This is a genomic window from Halomonas halophila, from assembly GCF_030406665.1.
Classification (GTDB): Bacteria; Pseudomonadota; Gammaproteobacteria; order Pseudomonadales; family Halomonadaceae; genus Halomonas; species Halomonas halophila.
This window is the reverse complement of the sequence record NZ_CP129121.1, coordinates 123,746-141,045: the sequence shown is the minus strand read 5'-3', so window position 1 is coordinate 141,045 and position 17,300 is coordinate 123,746. Positions and strand designations below refer to the sequence as shown.

The following is a 17,300-nucleotide window of genomic DNA, read 5'->3' as shown; positions in this document are numbered from 1 at the left end:
GGCGATCGAGGCGCAGCGCCTCGGCGGGGTAACGGGGAGCGGGAAAATCCCGCCGGTCAGCGATCCAATAAAGGATGCGCAGATTTATGTCGCGAGCGATGAGAGACTGGCCGCCGCCGGAGCACAGCTCCCGGAGTGTAGCTCGCTACATGAGGAGAGCGAGCACCGCCGGCGGTCAGGATATCGAGCGCAGCAATAAATCGGCGTGTCCTTAGATCTTGCCGACCAGGTCCAGGGACGGCGCCAGGGTCTCTTCGCCTTCTTCCCACTTGGCCGGGCAGACCTCGTTGGGGTTGGCGCGAACGTACTGGGCGGCCTTGACCTTGCGCAGCAGCTCTTCGGCGTTACGGCCGATGTTGCCGGCGTTCAGCTCGATGATCTGGATCTTGCCGTCCGGATCGACGACGAAGGTGCCACGGTCGGCGATGCCGGCTTCCTCGATCAGTACCTCGAAGTTGCGCGACACGACGTGGGTCGGGTCGGCCAGCATCGGGTACTGGAGCTTGCCGATGGTCTCGGAGCTGTCGTGCCAGGCCTTGTGGGTGAAGTGGGTGTCGGTGGACACGCCGTAGATCTCGACGCCCAGCGCCTTGAAGGCCTCGTAGTTGTCCTGCAGGTCACCCAGCTCGGTCGGGCAGACGAAGGTGAAGTCGGCCGGATAGAAGAAGAAGATGCTCCACTGGCCCTTCAGGCTCTCTTCGCTGACCTCGACGAAATCGCCGTTGTGATAGGCGGTGGCGTTGAACGGTTTGACTTCGGTGTTGAGCAGGGACATCGCGTCGCTCCTGTTTGAGTGCGTGTGTGGGGAAGACGCGATCAGAATACCCAGCCCCCTCTCATTGGTTAAATTGAATAGGGCGATGCTGACGATAGCCAAGAGCTAATCGATGCTTCTCGCTCCGCCTGCGTTCGCCTCAGGCGCCGGGCTCGGGCTCCTGCCAAACCAGTTCGACACGGCGATTGGCGGCGCGCCCCGCGGCATCGTCGTTGGCGGCCAGGGGCCGGGTGTCGGCGTAGCCGATGGCCCGCAGGCTGTCCCGCGCCACGCCTTCCTCGGCCAGCGCGCGCACCACGGCGCTGGCGCGCCCGGTGGACAGCTCCCAGTTGGAGGGGAAGCGCGAGGTGGCGATCGGCAGGCTGTCGGTGTGGCCCTCCACCGATATCTCGCCGCCGAGGTCGACCAGCCGCTCGGCGAGGTGCGAAAGCACCTGCCGGCCGCCCTCGGTGACCCGGGCGCGGCCGCTGTCGAACAGCAGCCGGTCCTCGATGCGCAGAGTCAGCCCCTGGTGGGTGCGCTCGACGCTGACGCCGTCCATGCCGAGCCCCTGGAAGCGCGGCTGCAGCCCGGCATGGCGCGGTCGGAGCCCCTCGCCCACCGCCAGCGCGGCCCGCATGGCCGGCGCGGCGATCTCACTTTTCTCGCTTTCCCCCTCCCCCGTGGCCAGGCTGCTCATGGAGAGCAGCAGCACGAACAGGGTGATCAGCAGGGTCAGGACGTCGAGATAGCTCATCAGCCAGCTCTCGCCTTCCTCGCCGCCCTGCCCGGGCGGCGCCAGCGCCTGGCGGGTATCGTGGTCAAGCACGCTGCCCGGCCTCCTCGCCGCTGGGAACGCCGCCCTTCGCCGGGTCACGGATCTCGTCGTGATAGTTGGCGACGAAGGAGTTGAGCGTCTCCTCGATGAACGACGGCAGGCGCCGCTTGGTGATCAGCGAGATGCCCTCGAGCACCATGTTCATGGCGATCAGGCGCTCCTCGGTGCGCCGCTCGAGCTTCACCGCGATGGGCTTGAACACCAGGTTGGCCAGCAGGATGCCGTAGAAGGTAGTGAGCAGCGCTACCGCCATGCGTGGGCCGATGACGTTCAGGTCGCCGGCCTCCATCACCTCGAGCATGTTCACCAGCCCCACCAGAGTGCCGATCATGCCGAAGGCCGGGGCATAGGTGGCCATGGTGCGAAAGATCTGCGCCTCGGCGTGCTCGCGGGCCTTGAGCCGGGCGATGCGCCAGCGCAGCAGGTCGAAGATCTCCTCCTCCTTGGTGTTGGCGATGACCAGCTGGATACCGGTGCGGAGAAAGGGATTGCGGGCCTGCTCCAGGGCCGACTCCACGGCCCGCACGTCGCCCTTGAACCACAGCCGCGACATGTCCACCAGCTCCTTGATGTCGTCACGGATGTAGGTGTTCTCGCGGCGAAAGACGATGCCCACCAGGCGCACCACCCGCACCACCTCCTTGAGCGGATAGCTGATGAAGGTCGCGGCCAGGGTACCGGCCAGCACGATGGCCAGGCCCGGCAGATTGACGAAGCTCTGCGGCGACTCGGCGGTGAACAGCAGGACGCTCGCCAGCATCACGATGCTGGCCAGGATCCCGATCAGGGTGGACGGGTTCATGGGGGACTCCCTGTCGCGTTTCGACGATTAAGTGGATGACGTTCGTGGCCCGAGATACGGGCCGATGAGCGCCGGGGACAGGCCGATGCGAGGGGTTTTTGCCATGGATGGCAAAAGTAGCGCCCAGGGAAGGGTTCACAGCGCCCTCGCAGCGGTCTGGCGCCGGGAAAGCTCATTGCCTCCGAGCCCTGTCGCCATCCGGTGGATGGTTATCGGCCTCGACCGGCCAAGCTTGATGCGGTTAGTTGTCGCGCAGCTTCCCGCGCAGTCGCCCCACGGCCTGGCTGTGCAGCTGACAGACCCGGGACTCGGTGACGCCGAGCACGGCGCCGATCTCCTTGAGATTGAGCTCTTCCTGGTAGTAGAGCGCCATCAGCAGCTTCTCGCGCTCCGGCAGCGCCTCGATCGCCTCCACCAGCTGGGTCCGCTGCTGATGGTCGATCAGCCGGGCGAAGGGCGTCTCGGCGACGCCGTCCTCCAGCAGCCGGCCCTCGCCGCCCTCGGCCATCAGCTCCTCGAAGGGCAGCAGCTGGCCGCTGTTGGTATCGCTGAGCAGCCGGCGATAGCTCTCGAGGTCCATGTCCAGGGCCGCGGCGATCTCGGTCTCCTCGGCCGGGCGCCCCAGCTCCTGCTCGAGCCGGCGGGCGGCCTCGTCGGCGGCCCGGGCATTACGCCGCACGCTGCGCGGCAGCCAGTCGCGGCTGCGCAGCTCGTCGAGCATGGCGCCGCGGATGCGCTGGCTGGCGAAGGTGGCGAAGCTCGCGCCCTGGGACGAATCGAAACGCCCCAGCGCCTCCAGCAGGCCCACGGTGCCGGCCTGGATCAGGTCGTCCAGCTCGATGCTCGCCGGCAGACGCACCTGCAGCGCCAGCGCCTGACGGCGCACCAGCGGCAGGTAGTCATCCAGCAGCGCGTCCTGTTCGATCTTGCCTTGTGCTGTGTACATGGCTCAGCCTCGCCTCTCTGCTCTCACGGGCCTTGGGCCTTACTGAAAGTTCACGATCACCTGCAGCCTCTCGACCGCCAGCGGGGCCTGCCCCGGCAGCGGCGAGAAGCGAAAACTCAGCGGCTCGCCGGCGGGCAGTCCCGCCAGGGCCGTGCTGCGCCCGCGTGGGGCCGGCAGCGTCACGCAGCCGGCCGGATGGCAGAGCCGCGCGTGCCCGCCCTGGCCGGGCGGCGTACGGAAGCGCCAGCGCACCTCGCGGATGCGGCCCTCGGTGCCGGCGGGCGGCGTCAGCGCCTCGCTGGCGGTCTCCCGACCGACGATCGCGGCACGCACCGAGGGCGCCTCGGCCACCCAGCTGCCGGCGGCGTGGGCCGTCGGGACGAAACCGGCGAGGGCGGCGAGCGCCCCGAGCATCAGGCGGCGCCTCATGCCAGCACCAGCAGGTCGATGCCGAAGTAATGCCCAGCGGCCTGGCGCAGGTTGTCGAGCAGCCCGCGGCGCGGCATCCCCGGCGGATGCACGGCGATCAGGCGCCGCGGCCCGCCGCCTTCCGCCAGCCGGCCGAGCACGCCCAGTGCGCGGCGAAAGGCCTCGCCGTCGGCGCCCACCCACAGCGCCCAGCGCGGCTGCTCTTGCGCCAGCACGGCCAGATGCGGGCTCGAGATGGCCACGGGTACCACCTTCCAGCGCCGCGGGTCGCCGACCCAGCGCCGTCCTCGCTCGGCCCAGTGATCGAGCAGCGCGGTCACTCGCTCGGCCTGTTCCGGCGCGGTGCTCGGCAGCCCCACCACCACCAGGGTGGTCGGCGGGGCCTCGGCCGACTCGGCCGGCGATGTCTCGACGCCTGCCGGTTCGGGCACGGAGTCGCTTCCGGCCTCGGCGGCCGGGCGATCGAGGCTGGCCGCCCAGGCGCGCAGCCCCGCGGCCTGATCGCCGGCCATCACCGCAGCCCCTCCAGGCCGGCGGCGCCGACGTGGCGAATGGCATCCCGCGCCGTCAGCAGCTGCAGCAGCGCCTCCAGCAGGGCACCCTCGCGGCGACGGCGACGGCCGCCCAGCAGCGCCAGCAGATCGCCGCGCAGCTCCTCCGCATCGTCATCGGAGGACTGATCGAGATGGCCCGCCGCAGCGGCCAGCCCGGCGGCCAGCAGCTGGCGCAGCTCGCGATCGGTCTCCGCCGGCAGCAGCGCCGGCAGGCGCTCCCAGGCGCGGCGCGCCTGGCGCGGCAGAGCCTCGCCGTGGAGCTGGCCGATCAGCAGCGGCAGCACGTCGGCGCCGGCCGGCAGCGGGGTCAGCCACTGGCGCCGCGCCAGCACGCGGCCGCTTTCCGGGTCCACCAGGCTGGCGAACCAGGCGGTCATGGCACAGGAGGCCACAGGCCCGCGGCGACCGCCGGGGCCGGCCTCCACCGCCAGGCGCGCGAAGCGCACGCGCACGGTCTGGCCGCGGAAGCGCGCATCCCGGGTCTCGGCGGCCTCGGCCAGCGGCTCGAGGCTCGACAGCGAGCGGCGCTCGCCGTCGTGGACGACGCGCTGGGCGGGGCGCACCTGGCACAGCCAGGGGGCGCGGGTCTCGTCCAGCCACAGCCAGGTGTCGGCGTCGGGCAGGCCGGGCAGCAGATGCACGGCCACGCCTTGCCGCTCCCGGGCCTGACCGAGCCGCGCCGGCCAGCCCGCCGGCTGGCGATGTTGCAGGTCGGGCAGCACCACCCAGCCGCCGCGGTCGTCGATGCCCAGATCGGGCATCGCCCAGTCGGCCCCGGGCAGCGAGCGACGCGCCGCCCACAGCATGCCGGCCCGCTGCGGCGGCGCCTCCAGCAGGCGCGAGAGGTGATCCTCCTGCAGGCAGGCGGGCAGCGCGCTCAGGTCCCAGGCGGCCTCGAGGGTGGCGAAGCCGGTCAGCCGGCGACGCAGCGTGGCGAGCAGGGCGCCGAGGCGGCGGCCCTGGCCGAGCAGCGCGTCGGCGTCGGGGCGAGCGCTCTTCACGCTGGCCGCGGGCAGGTCATCGCCGGGGCGCGCCGCCGCCAGGGCAGCCTCGACCAGCGGCGCGGCCTCGGCCGGCGCCAGGTCCTCCGGCACCCGCTGGCCGGTGGAGACATAGCGCAGCCGCAGGCCGTGGCGAATCAGGGTGTCCAGGGCCGGGCCCAGCTGGCCGGCCTCGTCCTGCTTGGTCAGCAGGCAGTCGTCGAGGGCCACGCCCGCGGCCCGGGCGGCTTGACGATAGTGAGTGACCACTTCCTCCAGCGTGCCCGGCTGGCTGGCGGCGTTGAGCACCAGCAGCATGCGCACCCGCTCGGCGCCGCCCTGCAGCTGGGACGCCTGGGCGATGATGCGGCGGTCGCGCTGGCTCATGCCCACGGTGTCGATGATGATCCAGCGCCGGCCGGCAAGCTCGGCCAGCAGCTCGTCCATGGACTGCTCGGGCGACAGCGCGTGCAGCGGCACCCCGAGCAGCTCGGCGTAGATGCGCAGCTGCTCGTGGGCGCCGACGCGGAAGCCGTCGGTGGTGACCAGGGCGACATGCTCGGCGCCGTGGCGCTGCACGCAGCGCGCGGCCAGCTTGGCGGTGGTGGTGGTCTTGCCGACCCCGGTGGGACCGACCAGCGCCAGGATGCCGGGCGTGTCGAGGAAGGTCTCGGGGTCGATGCCCACCGGCAGGCGACCGGCCAGGCGGCGGCTCAGCCAGGCCTGGGCCGCGGCGGGCTCGGCCTCGGCGCCGGCCAGCTCGGCCGGCAGGCCCTGGAGCAGCTCGTCGATCACCACGCGGCCGAAGCCGGCATCGCGCAGGGTCTCGGCCAGCGTCTCGCGACCCGCGGACGACGATGTCGTCGGGGCGGCGGGCGACGCGGCCCCCCGGGCCAGCAGCGCGCGCATGTCCTGCATCTCGCGCAGCAGCCGCTCGCTCATGGCCTCCAGGCCGCCGCCGTCGGGCGCCGCGGATGTGGGAGCCGGCTCGCTCGGCGGCCGGGAGGCGGGCTCGGCGGGCGCCGGCGCGGTGGATTCAGGAAGCGTGGACGCCACCATGGTCTCAGCCGCCTCGTCGGCCATGGCCAGGATCTCGACGCCCGTCTCGGTGGGTCGGTTGGCCAGGATCAGGGCCTCGTCGCCCAGGGCGCTGCGCACCTTGCGCATCGCCTCGCGGCTGGTTTCGCCGACGAATCGCATGACGCTCATGTCGCTCACTGTCCTCCGATCAGGGTAGTGACCTTCAGGGTCCGGTCATCGGGAATCTCGGCCTGGGACATCACCACCAGATGATTCAGGCGGCGGCGCAGGAATCGCGCCAGCACCGGGCGCAGCGAGTGCTGCACCACCAGCACCGGCGGCTCGCCGCTGGCCTCGTGGCGGCTCAGGGCCTGCTCGGCCTGGTCCATCAGCGTCTGGGCCAGGCCCGGCTCCAGGGCGCCGCTGCCGTTCATGGCCTGGTGCAGCACCTGCTCGAGCTGGCCGTCCAGCCCCAGGACGTTGAGGGTCTCGTGGCCGGCGAACCACTGCTGGGTGATGGCGCGCCCCAGCGCCACGCGGACCACGGCGGTGAGTTCACCCGGATCCTGCTGCTGGGGCGCGTGCTCGGCCAGGGCGTCGAGGATGGTGCGCATGTCGCGGATCGAGACGTCCTCGTCGAGCAGGTGCTGGAGGATCCGCTGCAGCACGGTGAGCGAGATCGCCTTGGGCACCACTTCCTCGACCAGCGACTTCTGGTCCTCGCCCAGCTTGTCGAGCAGCTTCTGTACCTCCTGGCGGCCGAGCATCTCGGCGGCATGGCGGTGCAACAGGTGATTGAGGTGCGTGGCCACCACGGTGCTGGCGTCGACCACGGTGTAGCCGTAGACCTGGGCATGCTCGCGCTGCTCGGTGTCGATCCACACCGCCGGCAGGCCGAAGGCCGGGTCCCGGGTCGGGGTGCCGGACAGCTCGCCGGAGACCTGGCCCGGGTCGATGGCCAGCCAGCGCCCCGGATAGGCCTCGGCGCGGCCGATCTCGGCGCCCTTGAGACTCAGCGAGTAGGCGTTGGGCGAGAGCTCCAGGTTGTCGCGGATGTGCACCACCGGCGGCAGGAAGCCGACCTCCTGGGCGAACTTCTTGCGCACGCTCTTGATGCGGCCGAGCAGCTCGCCCTGTTGCTGGGCGTCGACCATGGGAATCAGCCGGTGGCCGACCTCGAGGCCCAGGGTGTCGACCAGCTGCACGTCCTCCCAGCTGGCTTCCGGGGCTTCCGGCGCCGGCGGCGGGGCGACCTGGGTCTGCTCCTCGACCAGCTGGCGCTCCTGCTGGCGCAGCATCCACCAGGCCAGGCCGCCGAGCAGCGCGGTGAACAGCAGGAACACCAGGTTGGGCATGCCCGGCACCAGGCCCAGCAGCCCCATCACGCCGGCGGCCAGGAACAGCACCCTGGGATTGACGAACAGCTGGCTGATCATCTGCTGGCCGACGTCCTGGTCGGTGGTCACCCGGGACACGGTCACGCCGGCGGCGGTGGAGATCACCAGCGCCGGGATCTGCGCCACCAGGCCGTCGCCGATGGTCAGCAGCACGTAGGTGCGGGCGGCGTCGGAGAACGCCATGTCGTACTGCAGCAGGCCGATCAGCAGGCCGCCGATGATGTTGACCACCATGATCACCAGGCCGGCCATGGCGTCGCCGCGCACGAACTTGCTGGCGCCGTCCATGGAGCCGTAGAAGTCGGCCTCCTGGGACACGTCGGCGCGGCGCTGACGGGCTTCTTCCTCGCCGATCAGGCCGGCGTTGAGATCGGCGTCGATGGCCATCTGCTTGCCGGGCATGGCGTCGAGCATGAAGCGAGCGCCCACTTCGGCGATGCGCCCCGCGCCCTTGGTGATGACCATGAAGTTGATGATCACCAGGATGGCGAACACCACCAGGCCGACGGCGAAGTTGCCGCCGACCAGGAACTGGCCGAAGGCCTCGATCACCTTGCCGGCGGCATCGCCGCCCTCGTGGCCGTTCATCAGCACCACGCGGGTCGAGGCCACGTTGAGCGACAGCCGCAGCAGGGTGGTGAACAGCAGCACCGCGGGGAAGGCGGCGAAGTCCAGCGGCTTCTGGGTGAACATGCTGACCAGCAGCACCATCACCGCCATGGCGATGTTGAAGGTGAACAGCAGGTCCAGCGCGAAGGGCGGCAGCGGCAGGATCATCATCGACAGGATCATGATGATCAGCAGCGGGCCGGCCAGCAGCTTCATCGGCACGTCGGCCATCAGGTTGCGTCGCGGCAGGTATTGGCTCAGGGCCTTCATGCTCGTGCCTCGTCGGTGTCAGGGCCCGCTCCCGGCGCCGCCACGGCGTCCGGAATCGGCAGGTTCTCGGGGGTCGGCGGGGCCTCGCCGCCCTCTTCGGCAACGCGTTTCAGGCCGAAGGCCCAGGCCAGCACCTCCGCCACCGCGGTGTAGAGGTCGGCGGGGATCTCGGCCTCCAGATCCACATGGTGATAGAGCGAGCGAGCCAGCGGCGGCGCCTCCAGGCGCGGCACCCCGGCCTCCTCGGCCACCTCGCGGATGCGCGCCGCCACGGCGTCGGTGCCCTTGGCCACCACCCGCGGTGCGCTCATGCCGGCCTGCTCGTACTTGAGCGCCACGGCGTAGTGCGTGGGGTTGGTGATCACCACGTCGGCCTCCGGCACCTGGCTCATCATCCGCCCGCGCGCCATGGCCTGCTGCTGCTGGCGGATGCGGCCCTTGACCTGGGGGTCGCCCTCGGACTCCTTGTGCTCGCGCTTGATCTCGTCCTTCGACATGCGCAGCTGCTTGGTGTGGTTCCACAGCTGGTAGGGCACGTCGATCAGGATCACCACCAGCAGGGTCAGCACCATCAGGCCGCAGGCCTCGGCGGCCATCCACATGGCGTCGGCCAGGGCCCGCTGGACGGGCATGCCCATCAACGCCATGAACTCGCCGCGGTGCAGGTAGAGGTAGGCCACGCCCACGCCGCCCACCAGCACCGACTTGGCGATGGCCTTGGCGAGCTCCACCAGCGCCTGGACGCCCAGCATGCGCTTGAGCCCCTTGAACGGATTGAGCTTGCTGGCCTGGGGCTTGAGCGACTTGGCGGAGATCACCCAGCCGCCCAGCAGCGCCGGCGCCACCAGCGCGATCACCGCCAGCAACAGGAACAGCGGCAGCATGCCGATCAGGGTGCGCTGCCCCAGTGCCAGCGCCTGGACCAGCATCGGGATGGTTTCCATGGCCTGCCGACGCTCGAACAGGAAGGCCTGCTCCATGACGCCACCGACCAGTTCGAAGAGGCTCGCGCCCATGGCTCCGAGGCCGATCACGCCGCCGAGCAGCAGCATGAAGGTGGCCAGCTCCCGGGAACGGGCTACCTGCCCGTCCTCGCGCGCCTTCTCCAGGCGTCGAGCCGTGGGCTCTTCTGTCTTCTCGTCGTCGCTGCTGTCGTCGGCCATGGCCAGTCACCGGGCACTCGTGCGCACCCTGGCCATTATCCGGGGAGGAAGGTAGGAACGGTCAGGCGAAAAGGGCCGATTTTCGTGGGCTTATCCACGCGCCTCGGCCGCTTGCCGGAAGGGGAAAGCGGGAAGAAAGGACGGCGGTGGGCATGGCTCAGGGGTCAGCCCCCGGCCACGCCACCCGGCCCGTCATCGGACACCTCTCCGGCCACATCGACACCGCCGGGGTCTGACCCCAGGCTGGCCGGGCGCAGACGGTGTTCGGCGATGACTCAGAAGCCCAGCTGGTCGAGCAGGTCGTCCACCTGATCCTGATCGGCCACCACGTCCTCGGCCTCGGGCTTCATCTGCGGGCCGTTGAGCAGACTGTCCTCCTCGTCGCGCTTCCTGGCCTCGCTCTCGCGCTGACCGTCGGCGCGACGCTGCATGCTGTCGCGGGCCTCGCCCTGGGGCACGCTGTCGATCAGCACCTGCACCAGCTGATGCTCGATCTCGCGGATGACGTCCATCATCTTCTTGATCACCTGGCCGGTCAGGTCCTGGAAGTCCTGGGCCATCATGATCTCGAGCAGCTCCTTGTGGGTCGCCTGGGTCGTCTGGGGCACCTCGGCCAGGTAGCCACGGGTGTCCTTGACCAGCTCGCGGGCGTCGTCGAGCTCCTTGGGCTCGGCGAACCACTCGGCCCAGCGCGCGTCCAGGGCCTCGGCCCCCTCGCTGAGGCGGTCCTGCAGCGGCTGGGCACGATCGATGGCGTTGAGGGCACGCTCCGCCGCCTGCTCGGTCATGGTCGCCACGTAGCTCAGGCGGTCGCGGGCATCGGGAATCGCGTCCGCCGCCCGCTCGATCTCCTTGTCCAGCCCCAGCTCGCGCATGCTGTCGCGCAGCATGCGCGTCAGGTGGCCAATGCGCTGGACCAGTTCGTCTCCGTTCGCCTGGTGGTCGCCAGGCTGTGTCTCGGTGCTCATCATCGCCTCTCCTGCATGCCGGGCCCGCGCGGACCCGGCCGGGTATCACATGCCCAGCTTCTCGAAGATCTTGTTGAGCTTCTCCTCGAGGGTCGCCGAGGTGAAGGGCTTGACCACGTAGCCGTTGGCGCCGGCCTGGGCGGCGGCGATGATGTTCTCCTTCTTGGCCTCGGCGGTGACCATCAGCACCGGCAGCTCCTTGAGATCATCATCGGCACGGATCTGCTTGAGCATCTCCAGGCCGTCCAGGTTGGGCATGTTCCAGTCGGACACCACGAACTCGAAGCCGCCGGCCTTGAGCTTGTTGAGCGCCTCCTGACCGTCCTCGGCCTCCTCGACGTTGGTGAAGCCCAGTTCCTTGAGCAGGCTGCGCACGATACGCCGCATGGTCGGGAAGTCATCCACCACCAGGATGCTCATGTTCTTGTCCGCCATCGGGATTCCTCTTCTTTTGCTAGTCGGGGCAATTGCGTTGCGGGGCCGGCGGCACGCCACCGGCCATGTTCAGAATTCTTCCCAGTCGTCCTCGGCCGCGGTCGCCGCCCGCGGGGCGGGGCGGGTCGGCTCGGGCCGGGATTGAGGCGCGGCCTCGGCGCGCGGCGCTGGGGCAGGAGCCTGACGGGGGGCCGCGGCCGGACCGGCCGCCGGCAGGGCGGCGGATTCACCACCGCTCAGCCGGAACACCGACACGGCCTGTTCCAGGCGCGTGGCCTGAGCCTCCAGCTCGGACGCGGCGGAGGCCGCCTCCTGCACCAGGCCAGCGTTCTGCTGGGTGACCTGGTCCATCTGGCCCACCGCCTGACCGACCTGCTCGATGCCGTCGCTCTGCTCCTGGGAGGCCGCCGAGATCTCGTCCATGATGTCGGTCACCCGGCGCACCGAGGCGACCACCTCCTGCATGGTCGAACCGGCCTGCTCGACCAGCGCCGAGCCCTCCTGCACCTGGGTCACGGAGCCGTCGATCAGTGCCTTGATCTCCTTGGCCGCCTCGGCCGAGCGGCTGGCCAGCTGACGCACCTCGCCGGCCACCACCGCGAAGCCGCGGCCCTGCTCGCCGGCCCGCGCCGCCTCCACCGAGGCATTGAGCGCCAGGATGTTGGTCTGGAAGGCGATCGAGTCGATCACCCCGGTGATGTCGGCGACCTTCTGCGAGCTGCCGGCGATGCCGTGCATGGTCTGCACCACCTGCTGGACCACCTCGCCACCGCGCTCGGCGGTGCTGGTGGCCTCCTGGGCCAGGCCGCTGGCCTGGCGGGAGTTGTCGGCGTTCTGGCGCACCGTGGCGGTGAGCTCTTCCATGCTGGAGGCGGTCTCCTCCAGCGAAGCGGCCTGCTGTTCGGTGCGCGAGGACAGATCGGCGTTGCCGCGGGAGATCTCCCGGGCGCGGCCGTGAATGGCGCCGCTGCCCTGGCGCACGTCGCCGACGATGCGACCCAGGTTGCCCTGCATGTCGCGCATGGCGGCGAACAGCTGGCCGATCTCGTTGCGCCCCTTGACCTGGATCTCGCGGGACAGGTCGGCCTCGGCGATGCCTTCGAGATCGCGCACAGCCTGACGCAGCGGCAGCACCAGCAGCCGGCGCAGGGTCAGGTAGATGCCCCCCATGATCAGCGCCGCCAGCGCCAGGATGGCCAGGCCGATCATGCCGAAGCGGCCCTCCATGACGCTGTAGTCGGCCATCAGGGTGTCGCCGCGCTCCCCGGCGTAGCGCACGAACTCGGTCAGCGACGCCTCGAGGGCCTCGCGGGGTTCCGTCATGCGCTGACGCAGCTGGGAGAAGCCCTGGGTATCCACCCGGTCCAGGGTCTCGTAGCCCTCGCGCACCAGCGCCAGCACGGCGTCGAAATCTGCCTCGACGCGGGCGCCCAGCGCCTCGCCCTGGGGCGTGCGCGGCACGCCGGCGTAGTTCTCGTAGCGCGCCTCGGCGCGCTCGATCTTGTCCAGGGCCGAGGCCAGGGCGTTATCGGCCTGGCTGGTGCGCCCCATCAGGAAGTGGCCGGAGGCGGTCTGAAGGTCGACCAGGCCTCCGGTCAGCAGCGCATCGGCGCGGTTGATCTCGTTGAGCTGCTCGACGTTGATCCGGTCCAGAGTCGACAGGGTGTCATGGGCCGTGCGGCTGGCCGTCCAGCCCAGGCCCGCCACCACCACCAGGAACAGCAGGAAGCAAACCAGCACGCCGTTGACGACCCGGCTGATCTTGAAATTGCGCAATAGGTTGAGCATCGAGGCGACTCCTGAGCCGAAATGACAGTCCTTCTTACACCCGCTGGGCGCGACCGGAGGCGGCGACCAGCTTGAGCAGCCGCGGCGCCACCGCGTCCAGGGCGACGACTTCGGCCGCGCCGCCCAGGGCGATGGCCTCGCGCGGCATGCCGAACACCACGCAGCTGGCCTCGTCCTGGGCCAGGGTCTGGGCCCCGGCCTGGCGCATCTCCAGCAGCCCGGCGGCGCCGTCCTTGCCCATGCCGGTCAACAACACGCCGATGGCGTTGCGGCCGGCCTGGGTGGCGGCGGAGTGGAACAGCACGTCCACCGAGGGCCGGTGACGGTTGACCGGCGGGCCGCTGTCCAGCCGCGCGACATAGTTGGCGCCGCTGCGCGCCAGCTTGAGGTGAGTGTCCCCCGGCGCGATGTAGGCGTGCCCGGGCAGGATGCGCTCGCCGTCCTCGGCTTCCTTGACCGTGATCTGGCACAACCGGTCGAGGCGCTCGGCGAAGGAGCGAGTGAAGCCCCCGGGCATGTGCTGGGTGATCAGGATCGCCGGGCTGCCCGCTGGCAGCGGCTCCAGCACGCTGCGGATGGCCTCGGTGCCGCCGGTGGAGGCGCCGATGATGATCAGCTTCTCGCTCGACACCAGCGGAGCCTCGAGGGTCTTCGGCGCCGGAGCGTCACGGCGACGGGCGCGCTGCGGCCGCGAGCGTGCCGCCGCGCGCAGCTTCTCGGCGATCTCGTCGGCGTAGGCCTGCATGCCGTGGCGAATGCCCAGCGACGGCTTGGCCACGAAGTCCAGGGCGCCGAGTTCCAGGGCGCGCAGGGTCACCTCGGAACCGGCCTGGGTTAGCGACGAGACCATCAGCACCGGCATCGGCCGTAGCCGCATCAGCCGCTCCAGGAAGTCGAGGCCGTCCATGCGCGGCATCTCGACATCCAGGGTGATGACGTCCGGGTCGTGGCGCTTGATCAGGTCGCGGGCCACCAGCGGGTCCGGCGCCACGGCCACCACTTCCATGTCGGGCTGCTGATTGATGATCTCGGTCAGCAGGTCGCGTATCAGCGCCGAATCGTCGACGCACAGCACCTTGATCTTGGGTGCGCTCAAGGGATGTCTCCTCTCCATGCGGGCGGGCGGCGGACGGCATGCCACCCCCGTCGCCGGCCGATGGGGTCACTATCGGCCGGCGCTCCCGGTTCTTTAACGCGCCCGTTCTTTAACGCGCCTTGCGCACGTAGACGGTCTGTCCCCGCAGCCGGAAGGCCTCGGTGGTGTAGGAAAAGTTCTCGGAATGCCCGGCGAACAGCAGGCCGTCGGGCTTGAGCAACGGGGCGAAGCGCTCGAGGATCCGCGCCTGGGTCTGCTTGTCGAAGTAGATCATCACGTTGCGACAGAAGATCGCATCGAAGGGCCCCTGGATCGACCAGGAGGGCGCCAGCAGGTTGAGCGGCTGGAAGTCGACCATGTCCTTGAGCTCCTGCCGCACCCGGGCCAGCCCCTCGTGGGCGCCGCGGCCGCGCTGGAAGAAACGCTTGACCCGCGCCTCGTCGAGCTTGTGGATCTGCTCCATGGCATAGACCCCGGCGCGGGCCTTCTCCAGCGCCTCGGTGTCGATGTCCGTGGCCACCACCTCGGCGTCGCCGGCCCGCGAGCCCAGCGCCTCGGCCAGCGTCATGGCGATGGAATAGGGCTCCTCGCCGGTGGACGCCGCCGAGCTCCACACCCGCACAGGGCCACGCCGCTCGCGCACGTGGGTCGCCAGCAGCGGGAAGTGATGCGCCTCGCGGAAGAAGGCGGTGAGGTTGGTGGTCAGGGCATTGGTGAAGGCCTCCCACTCGCGGGCATCGGGCTGGCGCTCGAGGCGTGCCAGATAATCGGCGAAGCGCGTCAGGCCATGATGGCGAAGCCGCTTGGCCAAGCGGCTATAGACCATCTCCCGCTTGTGCTCGGCCAGCACGATGCCGGCCCGCTGGTAGATGAGCTGACGGATGCGGGCGAAGTCCGCATCGGTCAGTTCGAGGTCACGCTCGAACTGACCGCCGCCCGCCCAGCTTCCCGGCCCCGACGAGGGCAGCTCCTGTGTCACGTTAGAATTCCTCCCATTCCTCGAGGTCCGCTGCCTGGGACGTGCGGGTCTGCGGGGACATCGTCCCGCGGGATGCCTCGGCCGAGGCACTGGACGCGGTGCGAGCCTTTGCGGAGGCGGCCGGCAGCGGCTGGCGCTCGGCGGCACCGCGCCGCTCGCTCAGCGACGGCGCTCGTTCCAGGCCCGCGCCGCGCAGGCGGAAGGCGGCCACGGCCTGGGCCAGCTCGGCGGCCTGCTGATCGAGCTCGGTGGCCGCCTGGGCGGAGGCCTGCACGCGCTCGGCGTTCTGCTGGGTCACCCGATCCATCTCCATCACCGCCTGATTGATCTGGCCGATGCCGTTGCTCTGCTCGGTGGAGGCCGCGGTGATCTCGCCCATGATGTCGTTGACCCGGGTCGAGGCCTCGAGCACCTCGGAAAGCGAGCTCTCGGCGCGCTTGACCAGCTGGGCGCCGCCCTCGATCTGCCGGGCCGAGCCGTCGATCAGCGCCTTGATCTCCTGGGCGGCGGACGCCGAGCGGCTGGCCAGCTGACGCACCTCGCCGGCCACCACGGCGAAGCCGCGGCCCTGCTCGCCGGCCCGGGCCGCCTCCACCGAGGCGTTGAGGGCCAGGATATTGGTCTGGAAGGCGATCGAATCGATGACGTCGATGATTTCCGTCATCTTCTTCGAGCCTTCGGTGATCTCGCCCATGGTGCCCACCAGCTGCTGCATCAGCTCGCCGGTCTCGGCGGTCTGGGTGGCATTGTCCGAGGCCAGGCCGCTGGCCTGCTGGGCGTTGTCGGAGTTGTGCTGCACCGTGGTGGTCATTTCCTCCATGCTGGAGGCGGTCTGCTGCAGCGAGGCGGCCTGCTGCTCGGTGCGCGAAGCCAGTTCCTCGTTGCCGGAGGCGATGTCCCGGGCAGCCGGGGCCACCCGTTCGACCCCGTTGCTGACGTCACCGACGATGCTGCCCAGGCTCTTGCGCATCAGCTCCAGCGCGCCGAGCATGCGCCCGACCTCATCGCGGCGGCGGTGGGGCGGGGTGGCGCCGAGGTTGCCGGAGGCGATCTGCAGGGTGAACTGCTGCGCGCCGCGCAGCGGCCGGATCAGGGCACGCAGCTGCAGCCAGCCCAGCAGACCCAGCGCCAGCAGGCCGATGCCCAGCATCATCGCCAGCACCAGGGTCATACGCTGCTCGGTCGCCTTCGCCTCGTCGGCCAGCGCCGTGGCCGCCTGCTGCTCCTCGGCGATCAGTTCGTTGACGTCACTCGACAGCCCCTCGCCCCAGTCGCGCATTTCCTTGGCATGAGGCGGCAGGTTGGAGAAGACCTGGAAGTTGTCGTCGGAATTGAGCAGCGACACCGCATGCGAGAGCCCCGCCTGGCGATAGTGATCGAGTTCCTCGCCGAAGTCATCGGCCACCGCGGAGGCATTACGGCCGTCGCCTCGATACCCCTCCCACAGCGACGCGAGGCGCGTCTCGGCCTCTTCGAGCCCGGCGATCACCTCCTCACGCTGGTTGATCAGCTCGAAGGGCTCGCGACGGGTCAGATCCTGATGGCTCTGGGTGATCACCTGGTCGATCTGCTGCAGCCGCGCGACGTCCTGCAGGCCGTCGCGGTTGAGGGTCTGCAGGCGCTGGCCGGCATCGTCGATGCCGAACAGCCCCATGCCGCCGGTCACGGCCAGCAGCCCGCCGGCCACCGCCACCATGGCCACCATCTTGGCGCGCATGCTGCTCAGGTTCAGCCGGCCCAGCGCGCCGCGCAGGCCGCGTCGCTCCAGCCATCCCTTGTCGAGGCGATAGCCGGTCTTGTGGCCCTCGCGCATCCGCGCATAGACGGTCTCGGCCAGCTCGATGTCGGCCGGATCGGCCTTGGTGCGCATGGAGGCATGGCCGACCACCTCGCCGTCCTCGAGGATCGGTGACACGCTGGCGTCGACCCAGTAATGGTCGCCGTTCTTGCAGCGGTTCTTGACCAGGCCGTGCCAGGTCTCGCCGGCGGCCAGGGTATCCCACAGGTCCTGGAAGGCCGCCGGCGGCATGTCCGGGTGGCGCACCAGGTTGTGCGGCGCCCCGATCAGCTCCTCCTTGGAGAAGCCGCTGACCTCGATGAAGGCCGGGTTGGCATAGGTGATGCGCCCCTTGAGATCGGTGCGCGAGATCAGGAAGTGGTCGTCGTCGAGCACGACCTCCCGCTGCGTGATCGGCTGATTGTTTCTCATGTCATCAATTCCCTACGGCGTGCCTGGATGCTGGCCATTTGTTATGGAGTTGGAGCGCCGCCG

Annotated in this window: 15 protein-coding genes; all 15 read right to left on the bottom strand. The window is 70.1% G+C overall.

Features of this window, described 5'->3' with window-relative positions:
* Positions 1-211 precede the first annotated feature (211 nt).
* Positions 212-775 carry an alkyl hydroperoxide reductase subunit C gene (gene ahpC, locus QWG60_RS00620; protein ID WP_035599890.1) on the bottom strand — a complete coding sequence of 188 codons (564 nt, stop codon included), beginning with the start codon at positions 773-775 and terminating at the stop codon, positions 212-214.
* Positions 776-914: 139 nt separating this feature from the next.
* Positions 915-1,583 carry an OmpA/MotB family protein gene (locus QWG60_RS00615; RefSeq protein ID WP_046077919.1) on the bottom strand — a complete coding sequence of 223 codons (669 nt, stop codon included), beginning with the start codon at positions 1,581-1,583 and terminating at the stop codon, positions 915-917.
* The gene (locus QWG60_RS00610; RefSeq protein WP_046077920.1) at positions 1,576-2,394 is read right to left on the bottom strand and encodes a motility protein A; all 819 of its coding nucleotides are present in this window, start codon (positions 2,392-2,394) and stop codon (positions 1,576-1,578) included. The genes QWG60_RS00615 and QWG60_RS00610 overlap by 8 nt, the downstream gene beginning before the upstream one ends.
* Before the next feature lie 241 nt (positions 2,395-2,635).
* Positions 2,636-3,340 carry an RNA polymerase sigma factor FliA gene (locus QWG60_RS00605; RefSeq protein WP_146909725.1) on the bottom strand — a complete coding sequence of 235 codons (705 nt, stop codon included), beginning with the start codon at positions 3,338-3,340 and terminating at the stop codon, positions 2,636-2,638.
* A 39-nt stretch (positions 3,341-3,379) separates the two neighbouring features.
* Positions 3,380-3,769, bottom strand: a complete 390-nt coding sequence (locus QWG60_RS00600) for a flagellar protein FlhE (protein ID WP_046077922.1) — start codon at positions 3,767-3,769, stop codon at positions 3,380-3,382.
* Positions 3,766-4,281 carry a hypothetical protein gene (locus tag QWG60_RS00595; protein WP_146909723.1) on the bottom strand — a complete coding sequence of 172 codons (516 nt, stop codon included), beginning with the start codon at positions 4,279-4,281 and terminating at the stop codon, positions 3,766-3,768. The genes QWG60_RS00600 and QWG60_RS00595 overlap by 4 nt, the downstream gene beginning before the upstream one ends.
* Positions 4,281-6,512: a flagellar biosynthesis protein FlhF gene (gene flhF / locus QWG60_RS00590; protein WP_146909721.1), complete on the bottom strand. Its 2,232-nt coding sequence runs from the start codon at positions 6,510-6,512 to the stop codon at positions 4,281-4,283. The genes QWG60_RS00595 and flhF overlap by 1 nt, the downstream gene beginning before the upstream one ends.
* Before the next feature lie 5 nt (positions 6,513-6,517).
* Positions 6,518-8,599, bottom strand: coding sequence for a flagellar biosynthesis protein FlhA (flhA, locus tag QWG60_RS00585; protein ID WP_046077926.1), 2,082 nt, complete (start codon positions 8,597-8,599; stop codon positions 6,518-6,520).
* The gene (gene flhB / locus QWG60_RS00580; RefSeq protein ID WP_035596960.1) at positions 8,596-9,762 is read right to left on the bottom strand and encodes a flagellar biosynthesis protein FlhB; all 1,167 of its coding nucleotides are present in this window, start codon (positions 9,760-9,762) and stop codon (positions 8,596-8,598) included. The genes flhA and flhB overlap by 4 nt, the downstream gene beginning before the upstream one ends.
* A 275-nt stretch (positions 9,763-10,037) precedes the next feature.
* Entirely contained in the window at positions 10,038-10,730 is a 693-nt protein-coding gene (gene cheZ, locus QWG60_RS00575) for a protein phosphatase CheZ (protein WP_046077957.1), read from the bottom strand.
* Positions 10,731-10,775: 45 nt separating this feature from the next.
* Positions 10,776-11,165 (bottom strand): chemotaxis response regulator CheY, encoded by a 390-nt coding sequence (cheY, locus tag QWG60_RS00570; RefSeq protein ID WP_035596957.1) that lies wholly within the window; start codon positions 11,163-11,165, stop codon positions 10,776-10,778.
* A gap of 69 nt (positions 11,166-11,234) precedes the next feature.
* On the bottom strand, positions 11,235-12,953 hold the full coding sequence (locus tag QWG60_RS00565) for a methyl-accepting chemotaxis protein (RefSeq protein WP_146909719.1): 1,719 nt from the start codon (positions 12,951-12,953) through the stop codon (positions 11,235-11,237).
* Between the two features lie 34 nt (positions 12,954-12,987).
* Positions 12,988-14,049 (bottom strand): protein-glutamate methylesterase/protein-glutamine glutaminase, encoded by a 1,062-nt coding sequence (locus QWG60_RS00560; RefSeq protein ID WP_035596951.1) that lies wholly within the window; start codon positions 14,047-14,049, stop codon positions 12,988-12,990.
* A gap of 109 nt (positions 14,050-14,158) precedes the next feature.
* The gene (gene cheR / locus QWG60_RS00555; protein WP_107180977.1) at positions 14,159-15,028 is read right to left on the bottom strand and encodes a protein-glutamate O-methyltransferase CheR; all 870 of its coding nucleotides are present in this window, start codon (positions 15,026-15,028) and stop codon (positions 14,159-14,161) included.
* A gap of 1 nt (position 15,029) precedes the next feature.
* Positions 15,030-17,237: a methyl-accepting chemotaxis protein gene (locus QWG60_RS00550; protein ID WP_146909717.1), complete on the bottom strand. Its 2,208-nt coding sequence runs from the start codon at positions 17,235-17,237 to the stop codon at positions 15,030-15,032.
* Positions 17,238-17,300 lie beyond the last annotated feature (63 nt).

What these genes read in the sequence shown, in the direction of transcription:
- ahpC (WP_035599890.1), bottom strand. Translation starts at nt 775, where the DNA reads ATGTCCCTGCTCAACACCGAAGTCAAACCGTTCAACGCCACCGCCTAT.
- QWG60_RS00610 (WP_046077920.1), bottom strand. Translation starts at nt 2,394, where the DNA reads ATGAACCCGTCCACCCTGATCGGGATCCTGGCCAGCATCGTGATGCTG.
- QWG60_RS00605 (WP_146909725.1), bottom strand. Translation starts at nt 3,340, where the DNA reads ATGTACACAGCACAAGGCAAGATCGAACAGGACGCGCTGCTGGATGAC.
- QWG60_RS00600 (WP_046077922.1), bottom strand. Translation starts at nt 3,769, where the DNA reads ATGAGGCGCCGCCTGATGCTCGGGGCGCTCGCCGCCCTCGCCGGTTTC.
- QWG60_RS00595 (WP_146909723.1), bottom strand. Translation starts at nt 4,281, where the DNA reads ATGGCCGGCGATCAGGCCGCGGGGCTGCGCGCCTGGGCGGCCAGCCTC.
- flhF (WP_146909721.1), bottom strand. Translation starts at nt 6,512, where the DNA reads ATGAGCGTCATGCGATTCGTCGGCGAAACCAGCCGCGAGGCGATGCGC.
- flhA (WP_046077926.1), bottom strand. Translation starts at nt 8,599, where the DNA reads ATGAAGGCCCTGAGCCAATACCTGCCGCGACGCAACCTGATGGCCGAC.
- flhB (WP_035596960.1), bottom strand. Translation starts at nt 9,762, where the DNA reads ATGGCCGACGACAGCAGCGACGACGAGAAGACAGAAGAGCCCACGGCT.
- cheZ (WP_046077957.1), bottom strand. Translation starts at nt 10,730, where the DNA reads ATGAGCACCGAGACACAGCCTGGCGACCACCAGGCGAACGGAGACGAA.
- cheY (WP_035596957.1), bottom strand. Translation starts at nt 11,165, where the DNA reads ATGGCGGACAAGAACATGAGCATCCTGGTGGTGGATGACTTCCCGACC.
- QWG60_RS00565 (WP_146909719.1), bottom strand. Translation starts at nt 12,953, where the DNA reads ATGCTCAACCTATTGCGCAATTTCAAGATCAGCCGGGTCGTCAACGGC.
- QWG60_RS00550 (WP_146909717.1), bottom strand. Translation starts at nt 17,237, where the DNA reads ATGAGAAACAATCAGCCGATCACGCAGCGGGAGGTCGTGCTCGACGAC.